The organism is Oceanobacillus senegalensis, assembly GCF_900176885.1.
Taxonomy (GTDB): Bacteria; Bacillota; Bacilli; order Bacillales; family Amphibacillaceae; genus Oceanobacillus; species Oceanobacillus senegalensis.
The window spans coordinates 2,437,112-2,453,067 of record NZ_LT839648.1; the positions used below are offsets into that span (position 1 = coordinate 2,437,112).

Genomic DNA, 15,956 nt, shown 5'->3' on the forward strand with positions numbered 1-15,956 from the left:
CACACTAGACTTAAAAGGAGGTTTTACGTTGAGTACGAATAAAGGCAAAAAGAAAAAGAACAAGAATAAACAAGAATTAAACGAAATGAAAGGTAAGGAAAGACATCGTCGCAATAGATCATAAAAGAGGATAGGGGTTGCTGAATGTCTACCCCTATCCTCTTTAAAATTTACGAATTAAGAAAATTTAAAATCAAAACTCTTATCTGACCTTTGAATTATCTGCACACTTAAGCCTATTTCTTCATTTAAATGTTTATATAAATAATTACGTTTCAAGGTTGGTATTAAGGCTAACATTTCTACTGGTTCTTCCGTTCGTTCATTAAGCATAAAAGCTAAGAAATTCTTATTACCATCTCCAATAAAAGCAGCAAAAACCTCCTGCGTCTCACCTCTTACTGGCTTATAATTATCTTCTAACCCTGGTAACTTTAATATCGTTTCAGCCACAATCATATCCCTTCCCTTTCACAGATAATTTTTAATTATTTTATCCAGAAGCTGGGAAGTTAAACAGGAATAGGGAACATTATATTGTTACTAAATCTACAAAATTATACCAGATTATTTTTCCGTTGATTCCCATTTTCAAACATAATATTTACTCCAGTAATCAAGACATTAAATTAAAGCGATATGATGCTTATTTAACCTACGTTTTAGCCGAGAATTAATAGGTAGGCAAAAAATATAACCATAACTACCAAACCAAATGGTGCCCCAATTTTCGCCCATTCTTTACTAGAAATTCCAAGCTTGTTTGCTGATATGATATTTGGAATATTTCCTGGGATGAGCATTCCACCACTGATGATAAGACCTAATAATAAAAATCGAAGGGTATCTGTATCCATTGCCGGACTAATTTCTGCAGCAGCTAATGTCGCATTATCTAATATAGCAGAAATCATATTAATCCAGTACAATATCCCTGGCTGTAAATCAAGTAAATATTCATTAACAAGTGGCTCATAACCCGCTCCTAGCAATGTTAACCCCATTACAAATAGATAGATTTTAAAGGAGCGAATAACGATTTCTGAGTAGCTCTCCGCCTCATTGTTATTCCCTAGGCTACGGTCACCTTGTTTTGGTTTTAATGTAAAGTAAGCTAATACGCCAATAACAATAACGGAAACAATGACCTCAAGTCCAATTAATTCAAATAGATAAGAAAATTCTTCATTCAATTTATTCGTTGTAATCGTTGCTAAAGGCTCACCAATCGGGGTAAGAACGGCACCTAAACCAATTGCAAAACATGCTAAAATAACGGTTTGAATTTCTGTTTTTCTATCTAAATTCAAGATACTTACGACAGATACTAGGATAATTGCTGCAATAATAGCAGTTATTATACTAGAAAGTAATCCTAAGATAATAATGATTATTGCAAGAAATAAACGAGTATCCACACGATTGCTAATTTTTAATACTCCACGTTCGATCGGATTTTTCAACCTCTTAAATAATAACCCTGTAATAAGTACAGCCAACGTGATAAATATAGGAGCCTCTAATGCATGAAAATATAATTGTTTATTAAGTACGCCACTTACAACCGCCGTAATTAAACCCATTAAAAATAAAAAGGTTTCTAGATTTCGTTCGATAGATTGAACAACAAATGGTAAAAGTAAAACCATTAGTAAAATAAAAATAAGAACAACATCCATATAATAGGCCTCCACAACTTAATAATTTTTAATAAGCTTACCATCACCTTTAATGGGTAAAAGGAAATAAGTGATACTCTTAGTGATTAGCATGTACCATTGATTAACTGTATTCTTAAATTTATTAAATATGATATTCAATTGAAAGAAATCGTCCTATTGCCATACTATTAATCTCCTTCCACCACTTCCACTATATTGTCGGTACGTGTACAATGAAAATAATTAAACCTTTCAAATTAGGATGTTCATTACCTCGTTTCCCTTTAAATACAGACACATCCATGTACAAATATCTCCTTCCATAGTTGGAAAAAAATAACATGAATGAATTATCCAAATCATATTAGGACCGTCTTCAACAATAATTTTATTAACTATTCTGGACATTATCGTTAAAGTAAATAAAGTATTATCACTTAGATATACGCAGTATTCTGGTGATATAGTGGAATTATTACAGTTTAATGACAACTCTTGACCTTATACACTACTTGATTAATCGACATTTAATTGCTATAGTTATAAACAGTCACGCTTTAAAAGCTAATATTCGCTTAGCGGTCGTAAATTAATCGACCCACCATGTGAAATCTTACACAGAAGGAGTTGTTCTACGTATGGAGGCTATTGAACGCAAAGAAAATACGACCTCAAATTCTTCCTCTGAGGATACAGGGGATGATTATTCATTAGGCAGAGTACCACGTGACAAGAGAAACATGGGTTGGCTGAGTATTACTAATATTACCTTTGGTATTGCTACAGCTATTTTTTATTTTCAAATGGGAAGTGTTATGGCACTTCAATTCGGAGCCATGAATGCTATCATTTCTGCCGTATATGCTATTATTGTTGCCGGAATATTAGGTACATTCATTGCATACCTTTCCGCCAAATCAGGAATGAACGTTAACCTATTATCTAGGGGGGGCGGATTTGGTTATATTGGTGCATCGTTAACATCATTTATTTATGCTACTAATTTTATTATGTATTGTGCACTGGAAGGTATGATATTAGTTTCCGCTGTTCATGAATTTTTACCTAACATTCCGGAATGGATCTGGATTCTTATCTTTGGTACGCTTGTTATTCCACTAAACTGGTTCGGAATTAAACAGTTAGATAAGTTACAAAAATGGTCCCTTCCATTATTTTTTGTATTTCTAATTGCTGCTATTATTATGGCTGCAACGACACCTTCCCTTTATGAAGGAAGCTTTTGGTCATTTATGCCAGAAGAAGCTCAAGTTGGAGGAACAGCATTATTGCTTTGTATTGGTATGCAGCACGGAATTATGGGATTAACCCCATTACTAGCATCCGATTATGCTCGTTTCTTGAAACCAAAAGATATGAAAATTGGTATTTTTGCAATCGGATTTATTCCACAGATTTTCTGTTTTGGTATTATGGGTGGTTTAGGAATCTGGTTTGGTGTCCGCTTAGGTGAACCGAATCCAGGAGTATATATCGTGTTACTTCTTGGTGTTTGGGGAGCTTTATTCACACTGTTAACCCAGATCAGAATTAACGTAACGAACATTTATAGTGGTTCCTTATCCTTATCATCCTTTTTTGAAAATGTCTTTAAGTTTACGCCAGGTCGACGTTTTTGGGTAGTGGTAACTGGCGTGGCAGCAATAGCACTTATGCTTGGTGGAATTGTCAACCACCTCGAATTGGCTATGACTTTCCAAGGGGTCTTTCTGATGACATGGGCAACTATTTTAGTAGTAGATGCTATTATTGTTAAGAAAATATTAAAAATTGGACCAGGATATTATGAAGCAAGACAAGAAAATCTTTACAAATGGAATCCAGTTGGTGTAGTTTCGCTAATCACTGCAAGTGTGTTAGGAACCATTGCTGCATTAGGATTTATGGGAGAATTTCTGCAAAGCACCGCAGCATTCTTCGCATCATTATTAGCTGCAATCCTAACCATCGTATTAGCAATTTCTACAAAAGGAAAATTCTATGTAACAAAAGAAGTAAACGATATAGAGAAAGAAGATTATATTGCATAACTATTTTAGCTCTCTGTCATAAAATGATAGAGAGCTTTTTTGATTTATCATTTCCTAAGTGTTCCATATTTCTTTTACGCATCTTATGTTAAAACGTTCCATATCTATAAAGAGACAAAAGTCTTCAAGTAATACCGGTATCTTTACTTCTAATAAAACGATGGGGTCCTCTTTTTTAAACTACTGGCATTTTTAAATTCTAAAGTCTATCGAATATCATCTATCTCATTTTCTTATATTTATGAAGCGGAATCTTTTCATGCTGTATCTAAATGAACATCTCTCTCCCCACTTTTTATACACTTTTTCCAATATGTTGTATAAACAACATATTCAATGAGCTATTGGTACCGATAATCTTCTTTATGTACTACTATACATTTATAGGGAACATGTAGATCCTTCCAAATAGATTACTAGGAAAGGGAGAATGTAAAATGACGAGTAATAAAAACATGAGTTGTGATTTAGAAACAGGTGTATGTGGTATAACTGAAGAGAATGAAATGGAGATGATTGATTTCAATCAACCAAAAAAAGCCATTGATTTATACTATGTAACAGACCCTATCTGCTCGCATTGCTGGGCACTTGAACCTACTCTTCTCCGTTTGAAGGAGCAGTACGGCCATTATTTCAACTTCCATGCCGTGATGGGTGGTTTATTAGAAAAGTGGCATGATGGTCCAATTGATCCGGCAAACGGAATTTATAAACCCGCGGATGTTGCTGGTCACTGGAGGGAAGTCGGAGAACATTCACGTATGCCGATTGATGGTTCACTGATGATAGACAATCCCATTCAGTCTTCTTTCCCGCCATCTCGTGTCTATAAGGTGATTCAAAAAAATCACGGGGATGAAAAAGCATTTGAATATTTACGCCGTGCAAGAGAAGCTCTTTTTGCATTTAATGAAAATATTGGCGAGAAATCCATTTTAGTAGATATCCTAAATAAACTCGGACTTGATGGAGAAGCCATTGTAAAAGAATCCGAAAAACAAATAGGACATCAATTATTAAATAAGGATTTTGCCCTTGCAGCAAAATTAGGAGCTAGAGGGTTCCCTACCATTGTTATGATCAATGAAGAAAATAAAGGAGTGAAAATGGTTGGAAGTCGACCATTGGAATACTATGTTACTGGATTATCTCAAATTCTCAATGGAGAAGAACCGAAAGCAAAAGAACAACCTTCTTTATCAAACTTACTAGGGAAAGAAAAACTTCTGTTCGCGAAAGAAATCGAAGTAATGTATGATGTAGAGGAAAGCGACCTTCCAGCCTTTATAGAAGAACAACTAGCGAACGAAACATATGAAGAAAAAGAGCTACTCGGTGAAAAATATTTTATAAGAAAGTAAAGTGAATCTTCAATCAGTTGTTTTTTCTCTCATCCCCCACTGAGGAACAAAGGCTAAAGCCACAACATCCGTTGCAACGCCTCCTGTGACCTACGTCCTGTAGGCCCGAATAAATCGGGCTTTTAGAGGCAGTTTATACCACAAGAGTATGACACTAGGCCCTCCCCCTCCTAAAATGATTCGTTTTTCATTCATTTTTGAGGTGGGAGGTATTACTGCCCATTAATTTGCGATAAAATTAAATTTCTAGGAGGTAAAATATGATCTATTTATTACAGGTTGATTTTAAAATGGATGGACCTTTTGGCGAAGAAATGGCCAATGCATTTATGGAACTAGCCAAAAGCATCAATGAAGAACCAGGATTTATTCGAAAAATTTGGACAGAAAATGCAGAAGATAACGAAGCTGGAGGAATCTACTTATTTGAAACCAAAGAAGATGCTAAAAATTACTTAACGATGCACTCGGAACGCTTAAAAAGCTTTGGTATCCAAGACATCCGCGCCAAGATTTTTGAAATAAACGAAACATTGACTTCTATCACTAAGGGGCTAACTAAATAATTGGTAACCAAGAGGACGGTTTTTATGATTCGGTATCAAAAGAACCGTCCCTTTTAATTACTACTGGTATAAAATCGTCTGGGCAACCCCAATAAAATACTCTGACTCCACAATAATGTGGTTTAAAACTACTTTGGCTGTTGGATTGGAGCTGATTGGATTGCTATCTTCCATAATTCTGCGGCAAAACGTAATAAACGCTTCACTCTGTTCTAAGCAAAAAGTAACAAGCTGCAAAATATCTTGGTAGAGTGTTTGAGAAACATGTCCATTTGAACGTTTTACTGTCTGTATATACCGTAATACTCGTTGATGCGCATTAGCAAATTCCTCTTCCCAATCCTTTAAAGCTTTCACATATTCCTGCTCTAGATTTCCTACAAGTTCTCGAATAACAACCGTATGCTCCTCTTCTTGGTGTTTCCAAAACTCCGCCTCATCTAAAACACGTAAAGGCATCTGATTCCCATAATAATATTGCATAAGTAACCTCCAATATATTTTACCTTAATAAAAATATATTCAGTGTTAATGGAATCAGAACTTAAGGAAAAATTAAAGGGACAGTTCTTCCTGCACTATGTTCTGTGCAAAATAGAATCGTCCCTCGAACACCAATAAAGCCTACTGGTGTATTCGTTATTCCAAATGTTCTATCATATCACCTATCTCGGGCGAAGTATCAATTAACCCCGCATCTAAGAGCCAGTCTCTGACTTCTTCCCATGTTTCTTCATCTTGTGAACCAAATGCTTGGCCCTCATCTTCCATTTTTGGCAATAATACGTCGAGACTTTGTTTTTCTACTTCCTCATCTAATGGAAAGTTAGCTTCATCCTGATTATTTAATAATATTTCCAATGCTTCTTCCGGATTTTCTTTCATAAAGTGAAAGCCCTTTTCAGCGGCCTTCCAAAAAGATTCGATTGCTTCCTGTTCTTTTTTCCATGTTTCATCACTTGTAATAAGAACAATTTCATTATATTCAGGTACCCCATAATCAACTGGATTAAAATAATCTACATCATACCCTTTTTGTTCTAATACTGGTACCTCATGGTTGATAAAAGCCCCAATCACTGCATCGGTATTTTCCGCAATAATCGCTGAATTAAGTTCAAATCCGACATCTATCATTTCTACTTTGCTAAAGTCACCGCCATCATGTTCTACGATAGTTTGAAGTAATGCCTCATTCAATTGAATTCCTGGATAACCCACTGTTTTTCCTTCTAAATCTTTTGGTGTTTCTAGTCCCTTTTCTTTCATGAAAACCGTATAATTTAACGGAGCGCGAACGATGGATGCTAAAGACTTAACTGGTACATCCTCATTGGCACGAGCCATAATGACATCCGGTTGGTAATATAAACCTAATGTCACCTTGTTAGCTGCAACCAAATTCAATGGATCCGTGGAATTTGTCGGAAACTGAATATCAACTTTAATTCCTTCTTCCTCAAAATACCCCTTTTCCTGCGCTACATATAAATAACTATGTACAGCATTCGGAAACCAATCCAACATAATACTTACCTCTTTTAGTTCCCCGCTTTTCACTTCCTCATTGCCATCCGTACTACCTCCATCATTACTACAAGCAACTAAAAACATTAAAAAGACCAAACCAATTATCATACTAATACGTTTATTCATGCTCTGTTCCTCCATTTTAAAAAGTACCGTTCTAAGCTAGTTACCAATAAAAATAATAAAATTCCTACCATCGATAATAGAACAATTGGTGCAAAGACTGCTGCACCATCAAACTGGGTCATCATTCGTCGGCTAAAGTAACCAAGTCCTGCCTGTGCTCCAAGCCACTCTCCAATCGCAGCACCAATGACGGAAAATGTAACAGCAACCTTTAAACCGGATAAAAAGGATGGTAAGGCAGTTGGAATATCCAATTTAAAGAATATATCCCTTTTCGATGCACCCATCGTCAAAAGCAATTCTCTTACGTTCTTATCCGAAGAACGTAATCCATCAAACGTGCTAACCGTAATCGGAAAGAATGTAATTAATACTGTCACAAGTACCTTACTCCAAATCGTATAACCAAACCATAAAACAAAAATAGGTGCTAATGCGATAATTGGAATCGTCTGTGACGCAATAATAATCGGATAAAATGTTTTCTCAGCAAGTGGACTCCTATTCATCCAAATGGCTAAACCAACCCCAACGAAAAGAGAGATTGCAAGACCAATCACCATAATCATGAATGTTGCTGGGAGATGCTCAAACACTAAAATCCCCTTTAATTCCCATAATTTAAAGAGAATATCTGTTGGCGCCGGTAATATGAAAGCTTTGTTATAGATTTGTGCGCTAATCTCCCAAACGATAAGCAAGAGCAAAACAAAGGAAATCGAAAATAAATAATTCCTCATGTTCTCACCTTCAAACGCAACATATCAATTAAATCGCTTTTCATTTTTACCACTTCCGGGCTTGATAAATCATGAACATTTCGGGGCCGGTCTAATGGAACGTTAACCTCTCTAATAGAAGCATTTGGTGTTGGTTCCAGGATGAAAATCCGATCGGACAGAAAGAGGGCTTCTTCTACATCATGGGTAATAAATAGAATGGTTTTCTTCCACTTCTCCCATTGACCAAGTAACCATTCTTGCATGTTTAAGCGGGTAATTGCATCCAATGCACTGAAAGGTTCGTCCAATAATAAAATGTTCGAGCCGCTTAACACACTGCGCAAAAAGGAAACCCTCTGTTTCATGCCACCGGATAAATGACCTGGAAAGGTATCCTCGACACCTTCTAAGCCAAATTCCCCTAACAACTTTCTTACTTTTTCTATCGCCTCTTCCTTATTGATTCCTTTAATTTCTAAAGGTAATAACGCATTCTCCATTACTGTCCTCCAGGGCATCAACAAATCCTGCTGGGGCATATAGCCAACCTGTCCTAATCGATTAGACATCTTTTTTCCATTCACATAAATTTCCCCATTCGTTTGTTGCTCAAGACCCGTAATCAAGCGAAATATCGTACTTTTACCGGATCCACTTGGACCAATAATACTCACGAATTCTCCATCAGCTACCTGAAAGTGGATATCCTCGAGAACTGGATGTCCTTTTAAAGAACCCCCACTCGGGTAGTGAAACGTGACATTTTGAAAGGATAGTACTGGTCTATTCATCTGTCGGCCACATCGCTTGGTTATATGCCATGTCCCAAAACATATATTCATATCGGGTTGTATTAAGAAAAATCTCCTCCAACCTTTGCTGTTCCTTTTCCGATTTATCAGCTGCCAATTTATCTAGTAGGTCAATACACCACTGGGCATGCTTGCCGAAATCATCCGAACTGTACATCGTAATCCATTCTCCATAAAACGCATGATCAGCAGCACCAGGGATTTTCTTTAATTCCTTTCCTATTTCCCAATAACTCCACGCACATGGAAGCAAAGCTGCAACTAAATCTGCTAGTGTCCCATTTTGTGCGGCATGCAGCATATAGTGTGTATATGCTAGTGTAATAGGTGACGGTTCTGCCTGTTCTAGCTCTTCCTCGGTAATCCCAAATCGAGCAGCATATTGTCGATGAAGCTCCATCTCCCCATTTATTGTAGAATCTAGTAAAGCAGAAAATTTCCCCATATCCTCCATGTTGTCCGCTTTTACTGCCCCCAAAGCAAATAACTTGGAATAATCTATTAAATATAAATAATCCTGAATCATATAGTAACGAAACTTTTCTTTATCTAAGGTCCCTTCCCCCATTTCCTTAACAAAAGGGTGAGCATGATTTTTACGCCATATCGGTTGTAATTTTTCATATAACTGTTCTGAAAATTTCATTTCCATTCCTCCATTCTAATTTGATTCTTTTTTCGAATGACACCACGTGTAAATAAATCTTAGTAGAACCTTCGTGTATATGACCAATTCGTTAATAGATAATTGTTCATTAACGGCATGGGCATGCTGAAGCTTACCAGGACCATAAATAGCAGCTGGAATCCCCGCATTCCCAAACCAGCCACCATCTGTTACAGTAGGGGAAACATCCATAACCGCCTCTTTTTGTAACAGCTTTTCATGCGAAGTCGCTAATATACGTACTGCTCTGTTATCCGGGTCTACTTCTAAAGAAGGGAAAATTTCACCTCGGTCTTCAATCATAGATGTACCTCCCCACTCAAAAATCGGTGGGTTCTCTTTTAACCACGGATCTGCTTTCGCTATATTTAGAACATGTTCTTCAACCTCCTTAACCACTTGAGCGTGTGATTCATTGGGATAAAAATGAACAGTAATCCATAATCGGCATTCATCCGCAATAAACGCAGCATGTCTCCCCCCTTCAATAACAGCTGGATTAATTGTATTGGACCCCGGTGGAGAACCGGGATATCCTTTCATAACGGCCCAGTGGTTTTCAAGCTCTTGTAATCCTTGTATAATTTTCATCATCTTTTCTATCGCACTTGCCCCAAATTGCTTTCCACCAGCATGAATCATATTCCTTCGCGTTCCATCATGAAATGTTTTATTACTTTTTACGGTAATCCAGCCAGTAATAACACCTCCCTGGCCTTGTATATGTAAATTACTTGTATCCACTACCAGTGCAAAGTCCGCATAATAATTTCGTTTACAGCATTCGAGTGTTCCCGCTTCACCGACTTCCTCGCCAATGACTGACTGAAATGTCAAATCACCTGGTAAACGAATTCCATTTTCATGTAATAATTGGATAGCAAATAGTGCACCTGCTAATCCACCTTTCATATCCGCTGCTCCTCTTCCAATGATAGTTCCATCCTTTACAATGGGTATAAAAGGATTGGTTATCCATTCCTCCTCTTCATCTACCTCTGCAACATCTATATGACCATTTATGATTAAACTACTATATTGATCAGAATGAGATCCTTTAAGAACACCAACAACATTGGGATCACCTGGGTAAACATCCCATTTATCGATTTTGAAATCTTTTTCTTTTAAAAATGACGCAATAAATTCTTGTGCTTCTTCTGTATTTCTAGCGGGCGGTGCGGGTGTTTTGAATAAGATCAATTTTTCTAGTAAATGAACTAATTCTTCTTTTCTCTCTTCCACTTCCATCATCAACGGATGTAATATATCTTCCATTTTCCCCTCCTAAATAAAAAACCACTTCTTTAAATCAGAAGTGGTTACATATTTTATATATACGCCATAGAATATGGCAAATCCATATTTACAAGAATCATAGATTTATGTAACACTTCCCTTCGCTAGTATTATCTAGTGCAGGTTCTAGGGTTAAGACAACCGTCTCTCTCAGCTTAATAGCACCCCTAGTGTTATTTTATTAAGTTTTTACCTATCCTCATAGTCGCATAATTATACAATTAAATCAATACTTTAATCGGGACGGTTCCAGCAGCAACATCAAAACCGCCCTTTTGCTTCTTTATCGCAGGTTAAGGAGCAGTAATACCTCCCTAAAAAACGAGTCATTTTAGGCGGAGGATGAAAGAGCCCAACTGATTGAATTGTATTTGCTTTATACCACCACTATCTCTGTAAGTCCGGATATAATTTAATCATTGCTTCTGATATCATGTCGGCCATCTCTCTTGCTTGTTTTTCAATTTCATCATAGATAGCTATATCCTTTTGATAATCCTTGTTTATCATTGTTATAGCTTCTTGTTTGGTTAAATTTAAATGAGTATAGAACATATCCCTCACTTTTTCTTCTTGCAAATATGGATTTATATTGCTAAGAAATTCCGCAATCTTATCCGCATTATGGTACCACAATTCTTCAGCTTCTGTTGCAGCTTGGCTGTCTCCTGCGATAGCGGCCTTTACTAGATCCGCTGCCACAAGAAGATGTTCCTTGATTAAGTCTGCATAAGTGCTTGCCGCAGCATCCCCATATATCGGACGAAACATGTCTCCCATATGGGTAGCATTTTGCAATAAGCGAGCAATTACAAAATCAACATCTGGTAAATTAAACGTTAAGCTAATTATAGCCATTCGTGTCCACGCAACATGTTCTTCCCATAAACTCCGTTCATCTCTCATTAGCTCTACTTCTCTTGGAGTTATACATTCCTTTTGTCGATGGAAGTTTTGACTAAATCTGGAAGACGGAATGAATAATGGCTGACCCACATTCAAAAAATAAGGATTGACTCCTGGATTCACAGCATAAAGATTTTCTGGAGTTACCGAGAAGCGATTTGCCAACATCGAATACGTATCTCCAGGCTGAACCGTGTAAGTAAATCCTTCATTAAAGTAATAATTCAAGACCTTCCCTCCCCCTATACAAACATTGTAGTAACAGTGTATTCTGTTTTGCAAATTTAGGTGATTATATAAGGGCAAAAGCCTGTCACTGTGCGCCAGTTATAAATCCGTTAATTCAACTCCTTCTTCCGTTGAAAAAATCCAAATTTTATCCTATGCAAAGACAATCTAGCAAATCATATCTTCGCCTTATACAAAAGGATGCTTGTTTCCAAAACAATCTAATACTTTAGTTATATGTATTTGAATAATGGTTACTTTTGAAAAAGAACGTTTCCAACTAGCTCCGGTCCAGTGAAAAAGGTGTCTCTCCTAAGTGGAGGCGACACCTTTTTTTAAGGTAACAAACTTTATTTACTTCTCCCTTTCCCAGCTTCATTTGCTAGTTGTTCAAATGATTTTACTTTACCATGTGGATTTTTTGCATTCTTACGTGCCCGCCATTGACGCTCTTTTTGACTTTTTGAACTGGTCATCGCATTTCTCTCCTTTATAACTAAATTAGACAGAAGTTTGCCGTGCTATATTTCCCAATGATCCGCTCTCGCTTGTTTTGCTTTTTCTTTATGTGCCTTATTCGCCTTGGCACTTCCACTAATTTCCTTAGAAAACTCTGTATCCTGCTTACTAGAGTCAAACCCTTGCTTGTTTTTTTGCTGTGGATCATTCTTCTTTGTACGTTTAGCCATGTGTAATCCCTCCTTTCCTTTTATTATGAGAAGAGAGAATGGAAATATGCGTTAACTGATTGAAGAGGAATAGTTTCCTCTCAACACACACATAAGGCAAAAAACTCACCACCATGTTAGGTAATGAGCCAATTTAAGAGAGATTTTCAATTAGAGATTTATATCAGCGGTAAAAAAGGTAAAGAAGTACCCTTCCCCACTCGACTTTTCCCTCCTCAAACATCTCGCCCTTCTGCTCCTGGATTACTATTGGAAACCTTCTTATTATTTGTTTTGGGATCTAAATCCTTTCCATGATTGTTATCTCCAGGATAGTTTCTTCTTTCCTTTTTTTGATACTTACTAAGTTTATCGAAGTCCTCGTTAACCATAATAAAATCGCCTCCCATGTTTAAAATGCCCAGAAGAATGTTTCTCATGAATCAAAATTAGGAGTCTATTTCTGTATCCTAAACAAAAAAACCTGCAAAACCTTACACACAAGGTTTTACAGATTTTTCAAGCAAAACTAGATATCCCTAGCTTCGATAACGGTCATATGGCATTGGATTCCATGTCCGATAGTCGAGATCTTTTTCACGTAATGGCGACGGAATATCATCGAAAATTTTATTCGCGACCTCTAATTCACGCTCGGCTTCCCCTCTATCTTGATACATATACTCATCCGAGGCTTTCTCTGGCGCCTGTTTCACTTTTTCCTCCAAATACTCAACAACCATTTCCTGCTGTTTATGCATAGACTCTCGAGCATCGGCTACCCAATCTGGCTGTGCGGAACGAAGGGTATCCGTTACATAACTAAATTCATTGAAGATTTCCTTATAAATTCGATCAGCATTCGACCGAGCATCCATAACCGCTGTCTCTAAATCCTCAATCGTTAGTTCCTCTACCTGAAGAGCTTCATTTCGTTCAGGTCCCCCTAAACGAGAACGATGTAAGTAGTATGGGAAAATACTTTTTATCGTTTTTCCAACCGGTCTAACTGCTTGATTATACTCATCTACCCCTTTTGGTTGTACACCTTGCATCGCAATTCGTGCTGATTCTGGTCGAACAATTTCCTTCGGTGGTAGAACACCATAACGCAAAAGCTCCCGAATTCCTGTACCAGAAATATTAATTCGATACCGATCATCATGTGGGCAGGTTTGATCTGTTGCCGGGCTATCACACCGCGTACAATAAAATACCTCATGGAAAAGCCGTATATCAATGCCTAACTCATCCGCTGTAAATTCATCAAAAATAGAATGTGCTGCATATTTATCATAAAAATCGCCAATTCCTGCGTGATCTCGGCCAATCAGGGCATGGGTACAGCCATAGTTTTTCATAATTAGGGCATGTAGAACCGCCTCACGAGGCCCTGCAAAAATATATGTCACCCGTAATGGCGCGAGCATGGTTCTATCTTTCGGGTAATAGGTATCTAACACACTACGGTAGGATAGCATACGGAACTCATGTCTTGTGTATTCCCGTTTTGCCATTTCCACAAGAGGCTGAACAAACAAACCATCCATTTCTTCTAAGGCATTTCGGTGAATATACTCATGTCCCCTGTGTAAAGGGTTTGCACCTGTAATAAATCCGCCAACCGAATGGAATTTCTTCTCCTCATAAAATAACTTCCACGTATCTTTCGGTTCCATTCTTATATTTTCAAACGGACCCCAATGTACTCGGCGAAGCAATTGAATCGGACCACCTAATGCCGTATCCCCCATCCTCCGGTAAATTGAATCGACACCAGGGTGGCTGCGGTCTGTCGTGCCGAAAAGATTAGAAGCACGAAAATCCCGATCATAATGAAAAATATCATCTAATTTAAGGATGGCAACAGGCTCTTTTGTCTCATCTGCAAGGGCTACTTCATCACCGACAGATAAGGTTTTAATAATCTCCTTGTTGCGGTCACCAATTGGCGCAAAGCTCAGTGGAACAGGCCAAACGACTCCATTTTTTAAACGACCTTCCGTAAGAACGGACTTATAATCCTCCTCCACCATAAAACCTTCATTCGGAGACAACACACCAGTAGCGATCATCTCCAGCGTAATGACAGCCTCCAAATCCACCATGATCATTGGCAGCTTCTTCGCTCTTTCCATCGCCTCTTCGCATTCTTCCCCTGTAAGAACACGATTCACTAATTTCCCACCATGTGGCTGTTGTGGATAGCTTACGAAATTTTCTTCATTTAGTACAAATTCTTTAGTCATTTATTCTCCTCCCCCAGTTTTAAAAATCTATTCCTTACATAATCTATGAAAAAATCTGGATGTTCATTAAACGAAATTTTCAGAAACCATTTCTAACATATATATATGTAAAAATAGGTACTACTATAACTGGGATTGTTATTTAATAGTGTCTTTTATGGTCGAACTTAGCCTATGCCACAGTAACCATTTCTTTATATCTTTATTAACCACTAGTTTTCCAGTATGAAAGTCTTCCGTGATTCTTGGAATATTCAAATGAAAGATACCCGTACACGAAATAGTTCAGATTCGAAGTCATCACTTCTTATAAAGCGGCTCCTTCTGACATTCGAATAAGAAGAAACTTGAATAATGTGTGTACATAATCAATCAGTTTTTAATAGACTTTGACAGGTAATTCAACTTTCTATCATAATTTTTTATCGATGGCTTTTCCGCTTTTCTACCCTTCCTTTTGCAATCTTTACAAAGATGCTGACGATGACCTTTCCACTAAACTTTTCATTTGGACGAAATCTCCCACATGCTTTACAGTAATGACCTCGCTTCTTTTTTCCCATTAATACATCTCCTTGATTTGACATTGCAAAAATCCGATCCCTAGACACCCACTACATTAAATGTTAAACTAATAGCTTAAAATAACAGTTACCTAGAGTAACTATTTTAAGGAGAGAATTCCTATGCTGACCGCTCAAAAGTTCTTTCACCAGCTTATATTGCTATATCGTCCTTTTGAAAATCAACTAAATGCACAGTTAAAAAAGCATCAATTACACCGAGCTCAATGGACGATTTTATATTCCCTATATAACCATGGACCTGCAACACCTGTAGAAATTTCTCATTATCAGGGGGTAGAAAAACCCACTATAACAAGGACGGTTCACCGCCTTGAAGAATTAGAGTATGTAGAGCGTGTTTCTGGTAAGGATAAGCGAGAAAAACGAATTCAGCTGACGCAAAAGGGCAAGAAAATCTATGAAAGTGTACGTGTCTCCATTAATCAATTAGAAAGAGAGATTTTAAAAGGAATCTCTAAAGAAGAACAGCTAGAGACCATTTGTATTATGGAAAAAATAAGAAATAATATTTTAGAGTAAG

The 15,956-nt window shown here is 37.3% G+C and carries 18 protein-coding genes and 1 riboswitch; of the genes, 4 read left to right on the forward strand and 14 right to left on the reverse strand.

Annotation, left to right across the window (positions count from 1 at the left end; translation table 11 throughout):
• Positions 1-177 precede the first annotated feature (177 nt).
• Positions 178-453, reverse strand: a complete 276-nt coding sequence (locus tag CAO17_RS11855; protein WP_143833753.1) for a hypothetical protein — start codon at positions 451-453, stop codon at positions 178-180.
• A 209-nt stretch (positions 454-662) separates the two neighbouring features.
• Positions 663-1,679, reverse strand: coding sequence for a DUF1646 family protein (locus tag CAO17_RS11860; protein WP_085992961.1), 1,017 nt, complete (start codon positions 1,677-1,679; stop codon positions 663-665).
• 620 nt (positions 1,680-2,299) lie between these two features.
• Between CAO17_RS11860 and CAO17_RS11865 the strand changes: the two genes are divergently transcribed.
• The 3 genes from CAO17_RS11865 to CAO17_RS11875 all read left to right on the forward strand — a co-directional run bounded on the left by CAO17_RS11865 (position 2,300) and on the right by CAO17_RS11875 (position 5,642).
• Entirely contained in the window at positions 2,300-3,712 is a 1,413-nt protein-coding gene (locus CAO17_RS11865; protein WP_085992962.1) for a purine-cytosine permease family protein, read from the forward strand.
• A gap of 437 nt (positions 3,713-4,149) precedes the next feature.
• Positions 4,150-5,076 carry a DsbA family protein gene (locus CAO17_RS11870; RefSeq protein ID WP_085992963.1) on the forward strand — a complete coding sequence of 309 codons (927 nt, stop codon included), beginning with the start codon at positions 4,150-4,152 and terminating at the stop codon, positions 5,074-5,076.
• A 260-nt stretch (positions 5,077-5,336) separates the two neighbouring features.
• The gene (locus CAO17_RS11875) at positions 5,337-5,642 is read left to right on the forward strand and encodes a monooxygenase (RefSeq protein WP_085992964.1); all 306 of its coding nucleotides are present in this window, start codon (positions 5,337-5,339) and stop codon (positions 5,640-5,642) included.
• A 60-nt stretch (positions 5,643-5,702) separates the two neighbouring features.
• Here CAO17_RS11875 and CAO17_RS11880 read toward each other — a convergent pair whose 3' ends face one another.
• The 12 genes from CAO17_RS11880 to CAO17_RS21085 form a co-directional block, all read right to left on the reverse strand.
• Entirely contained in the window at positions 5,703-6,125 is a 423-nt protein-coding gene (locus CAO17_RS11880) for a DUF2935 domain-containing protein (protein ID WP_085992965.1), read from the reverse strand.
• Positions 6,126-6,281: 156 nt separating this feature from the next.
• A complete protein-coding gene (locus CAO17_RS11885) occupies positions 6,282-7,298 on the reverse strand; it encodes an ABC transporter substrate-binding protein (RefSeq protein ID WP_085992966.1) in 1,017 nt (338 codons plus the stop codon).
• Entirely contained in the window at positions 7,295-8,038 is a 744-nt protein-coding gene (locus CAO17_RS11890; protein ID WP_085992967.1) for an ABC transporter permease, read from the reverse strand. Before CAO17_RS11890 ends, CAO17_RS11885 begins: the two co-directional genes overlap by 4 nt.
• The gene (locus tag CAO17_RS11895; RefSeq protein WP_085992968.1) at positions 8,035-8,811 is read right to left on the reverse strand and encodes an ABC transporter ATP-binding protein; all 777 of its coding nucleotides are present in this window, start codon (positions 8,809-8,811) and stop codon (positions 8,035-8,037) included. The genes CAO17_RS11890 and CAO17_RS11895 overlap by 4 nt, the downstream gene beginning before the upstream one ends.
• The gene (gene tenA, locus CAO17_RS11900) at positions 8,804-9,478 is read right to left on the reverse strand and encodes a thiaminase II (RefSeq protein ID WP_085992969.1); all 675 of its coding nucleotides are present in this window, start codon (positions 9,476-9,478) and stop codon (positions 8,804-8,806) included. The genes CAO17_RS11895 and tenA overlap by 8 nt, the downstream gene beginning before the upstream one ends.
• Positions 9,479-9,493: 15 nt before the next feature.
• On the reverse strand, positions 9,494-10,777 hold the full coding sequence (locus tag CAO17_RS11905; protein ID WP_085992970.1) for an acetylornithine deacetylase: 1,284 nt from the start codon (positions 10,775-10,777) through the stop codon (positions 9,494-9,496).
• 100 nt (positions 10,778-10,877) lie between these two features.
• Positions 10,878-10,977: riboswitch (TPP riboswitch) on the reverse strand.
• A 208-nt stretch (positions 10,978-11,185) separates the two neighbouring features.
• Positions 11,186-11,872 carry a LysM peptidoglycan-binding domain-containing protein gene (locus CAO17_RS11910; protein WP_425435913.1) on the reverse strand — a complete coding sequence of 229 codons (687 nt, stop codon included), beginning with the start codon at positions 11,870-11,872 and terminating at the stop codon, positions 11,186-11,188.
• Positions 11,873-12,282: 410 nt separating this feature from the next.
• Entirely contained in the window at positions 12,283-12,408 is a 126-nt protein-coding gene (locus CAO17_RS21680) for a DUF6254 family protein (protein ID WP_245831834.1), read from the reverse strand.
• 45 nt (positions 12,409-12,453) lie between these two features.
• Positions 12,454-12,621 (reverse strand): hypothetical protein, encoded by a 168-nt coding sequence (locus CAO17_RS21075; protein ID WP_179151945.1) that lies wholly within the window; start codon positions 12,619-12,621, stop codon positions 12,454-12,456.
• 215 nt (positions 12,622-12,836) lie between these two features.
• Entirely contained in the window at positions 12,837-12,992 is a 156-nt protein-coding gene (locus tag CAO17_RS21080; RefSeq protein WP_179151946.1) for a hypothetical protein, read from the reverse strand.
• Between the two features lie 147 nt (positions 12,993-13,139).
• The gene (locus CAO17_RS11915) at positions 13,140-14,849 is read right to left on the reverse strand and encodes a sulfate adenylyltransferase (RefSeq protein ID WP_085992972.1); all 1,710 of its coding nucleotides are present in this window, start codon (positions 14,847-14,849) and stop codon (positions 13,140-13,142) included.
• A 422-nt stretch (positions 14,850-15,271) separates the two neighbouring features.
• Positions 15,272-15,436, reverse strand: a complete 165-nt coding sequence (locus CAO17_RS21085; RefSeq protein WP_218775561.1) for a hypothetical protein — start codon at positions 15,434-15,436, stop codon at positions 15,272-15,274.
• 99 nt (positions 15,437-15,535) lie between these two features.
• Between CAO17_RS21085 and CAO17_RS11920 the strand changes: the two genes are divergently transcribed.
• Positions 15,536-15,955, forward strand: coding sequence for a MarR family winged helix-turn-helix transcriptional regulator (locus CAO17_RS11920; RefSeq protein ID WP_085992973.1), 420 nt, complete (start codon positions 15,536-15,538; stop codon positions 15,953-15,955).
• Position 15,956 lies beyond the last annotated feature (1 nt).

Bases quoted from the DNA above. Each gene is read 5' to 3' on its own strand.
- CAO17_RS11860 (WP_085992961.1), bottom strand. From the start codon at position 1,679: ATGGATGTTGTTCTTATTTTTATTTTACTAATGGTTTTACTTTTACCA.
- CAO17_RS11865 (WP_085992962.1), top strand. From the start codon at position 2,300: ATGGAGGCTATTGAACGCAAAGAAAATACGACCTCAAATTCTTCCTCT.
- CAO17_RS11870 (WP_085992963.1), top strand. From the start codon at position 4,150: ATGACGAGTAATAAAAACATGAGTTGTGATTTAGAAACAGGTGTATGT.
- CAO17_RS11875 (WP_085992964.1), top strand. From the start codon at position 5,337: ATGATCTATTTATTACAGGTTGATTTTAAAATGGATGGACCTTTTGGC.
- CAO17_RS11880 (WP_085992965.1), bottom strand. From the start codon at position 6,125: ATGCAATATTATTATGGGAATCAGATGCCTTTACGTGTTTTAGATGAG.
- CAO17_RS11885 (WP_085992966.1), bottom strand. From the start codon at position 7,298: ATGAATAAACGTATTAGTATGATAATTGGTTTGGTCTTTTTAATGTTT.
- CAO17_RS11890 (WP_085992967.1), bottom strand. From the start codon at position 8,038: ATGAGGAATTATTTATTTTCGATTTCCTTTGTTTTGCTCTTGCTTATC.
- CAO17_RS11895 (WP_085992968.1), bottom strand. From the start codon at position 8,811: ATGAATAGACCAGTACTATCCTTTCAAAATGTCACGTTTCACTACCCG.
- tenA (WP_085992969.1), bottom strand. From the start codon at position 9,478: ATGAAATTTTCAGAACAGTTATATGAAAAATTACAACCGATATGGCGT.
- CAO17_RS11905 (WP_085992970.1), bottom strand. From the start codon at position 10,777: ATGGAAGATATATTACATCCGTTGATGATGGAAGTGGAAGAGAGAAAA.
- CAO17_RS11910 (WP_425435913.1), bottom strand. From the start codon at position 11,872: ATGTTGGCAAATCGCTTCTCGGTAACTCCAGAAAATCTTTATGCTGTG.
- CAO17_RS21680 (WP_245831834.1), bottom strand. From the start codon at position 12,408: ATGACCAGTTCAAAAAGTCAAAAAGAGCGTCAATGGCGGGCACGTAAG.
- CAO17_RS21075 (WP_179151945.1), bottom strand. From the start codon at position 12,621: ATGGCTAAACGTACAAAGAAGAATGATCCACAGCAAAAAAACAAGCAA.
- CAO17_RS21080 (WP_179151946.1), bottom strand. From the start codon at position 12,992: ATGGTTAACGAGGACTTCGATAAACTTAGTAAGTATCAAAAAAAGGAA.
- CAO17_RS11915 (WP_085992972.1), bottom strand. From the start codon at position 14,849: ATGACTAAAGAATTTGTACTAAATGAAGAAAATTTCGTAAGCTATCCA.
- CAO17_RS21085 (WP_218775561.1), bottom strand. From the start codon at position 15,436: ATGTCAAATCAAGGAGATGTATTAATGGGAAAAAAGAAGCGAGGTCAT.
- CAO17_RS11920 (WP_085992973.1), top strand. From the start codon at position 15,536: ATGCTGACCGCTCAAAAGTTCTTTCACCAGCTTATATTGCTATATCGT.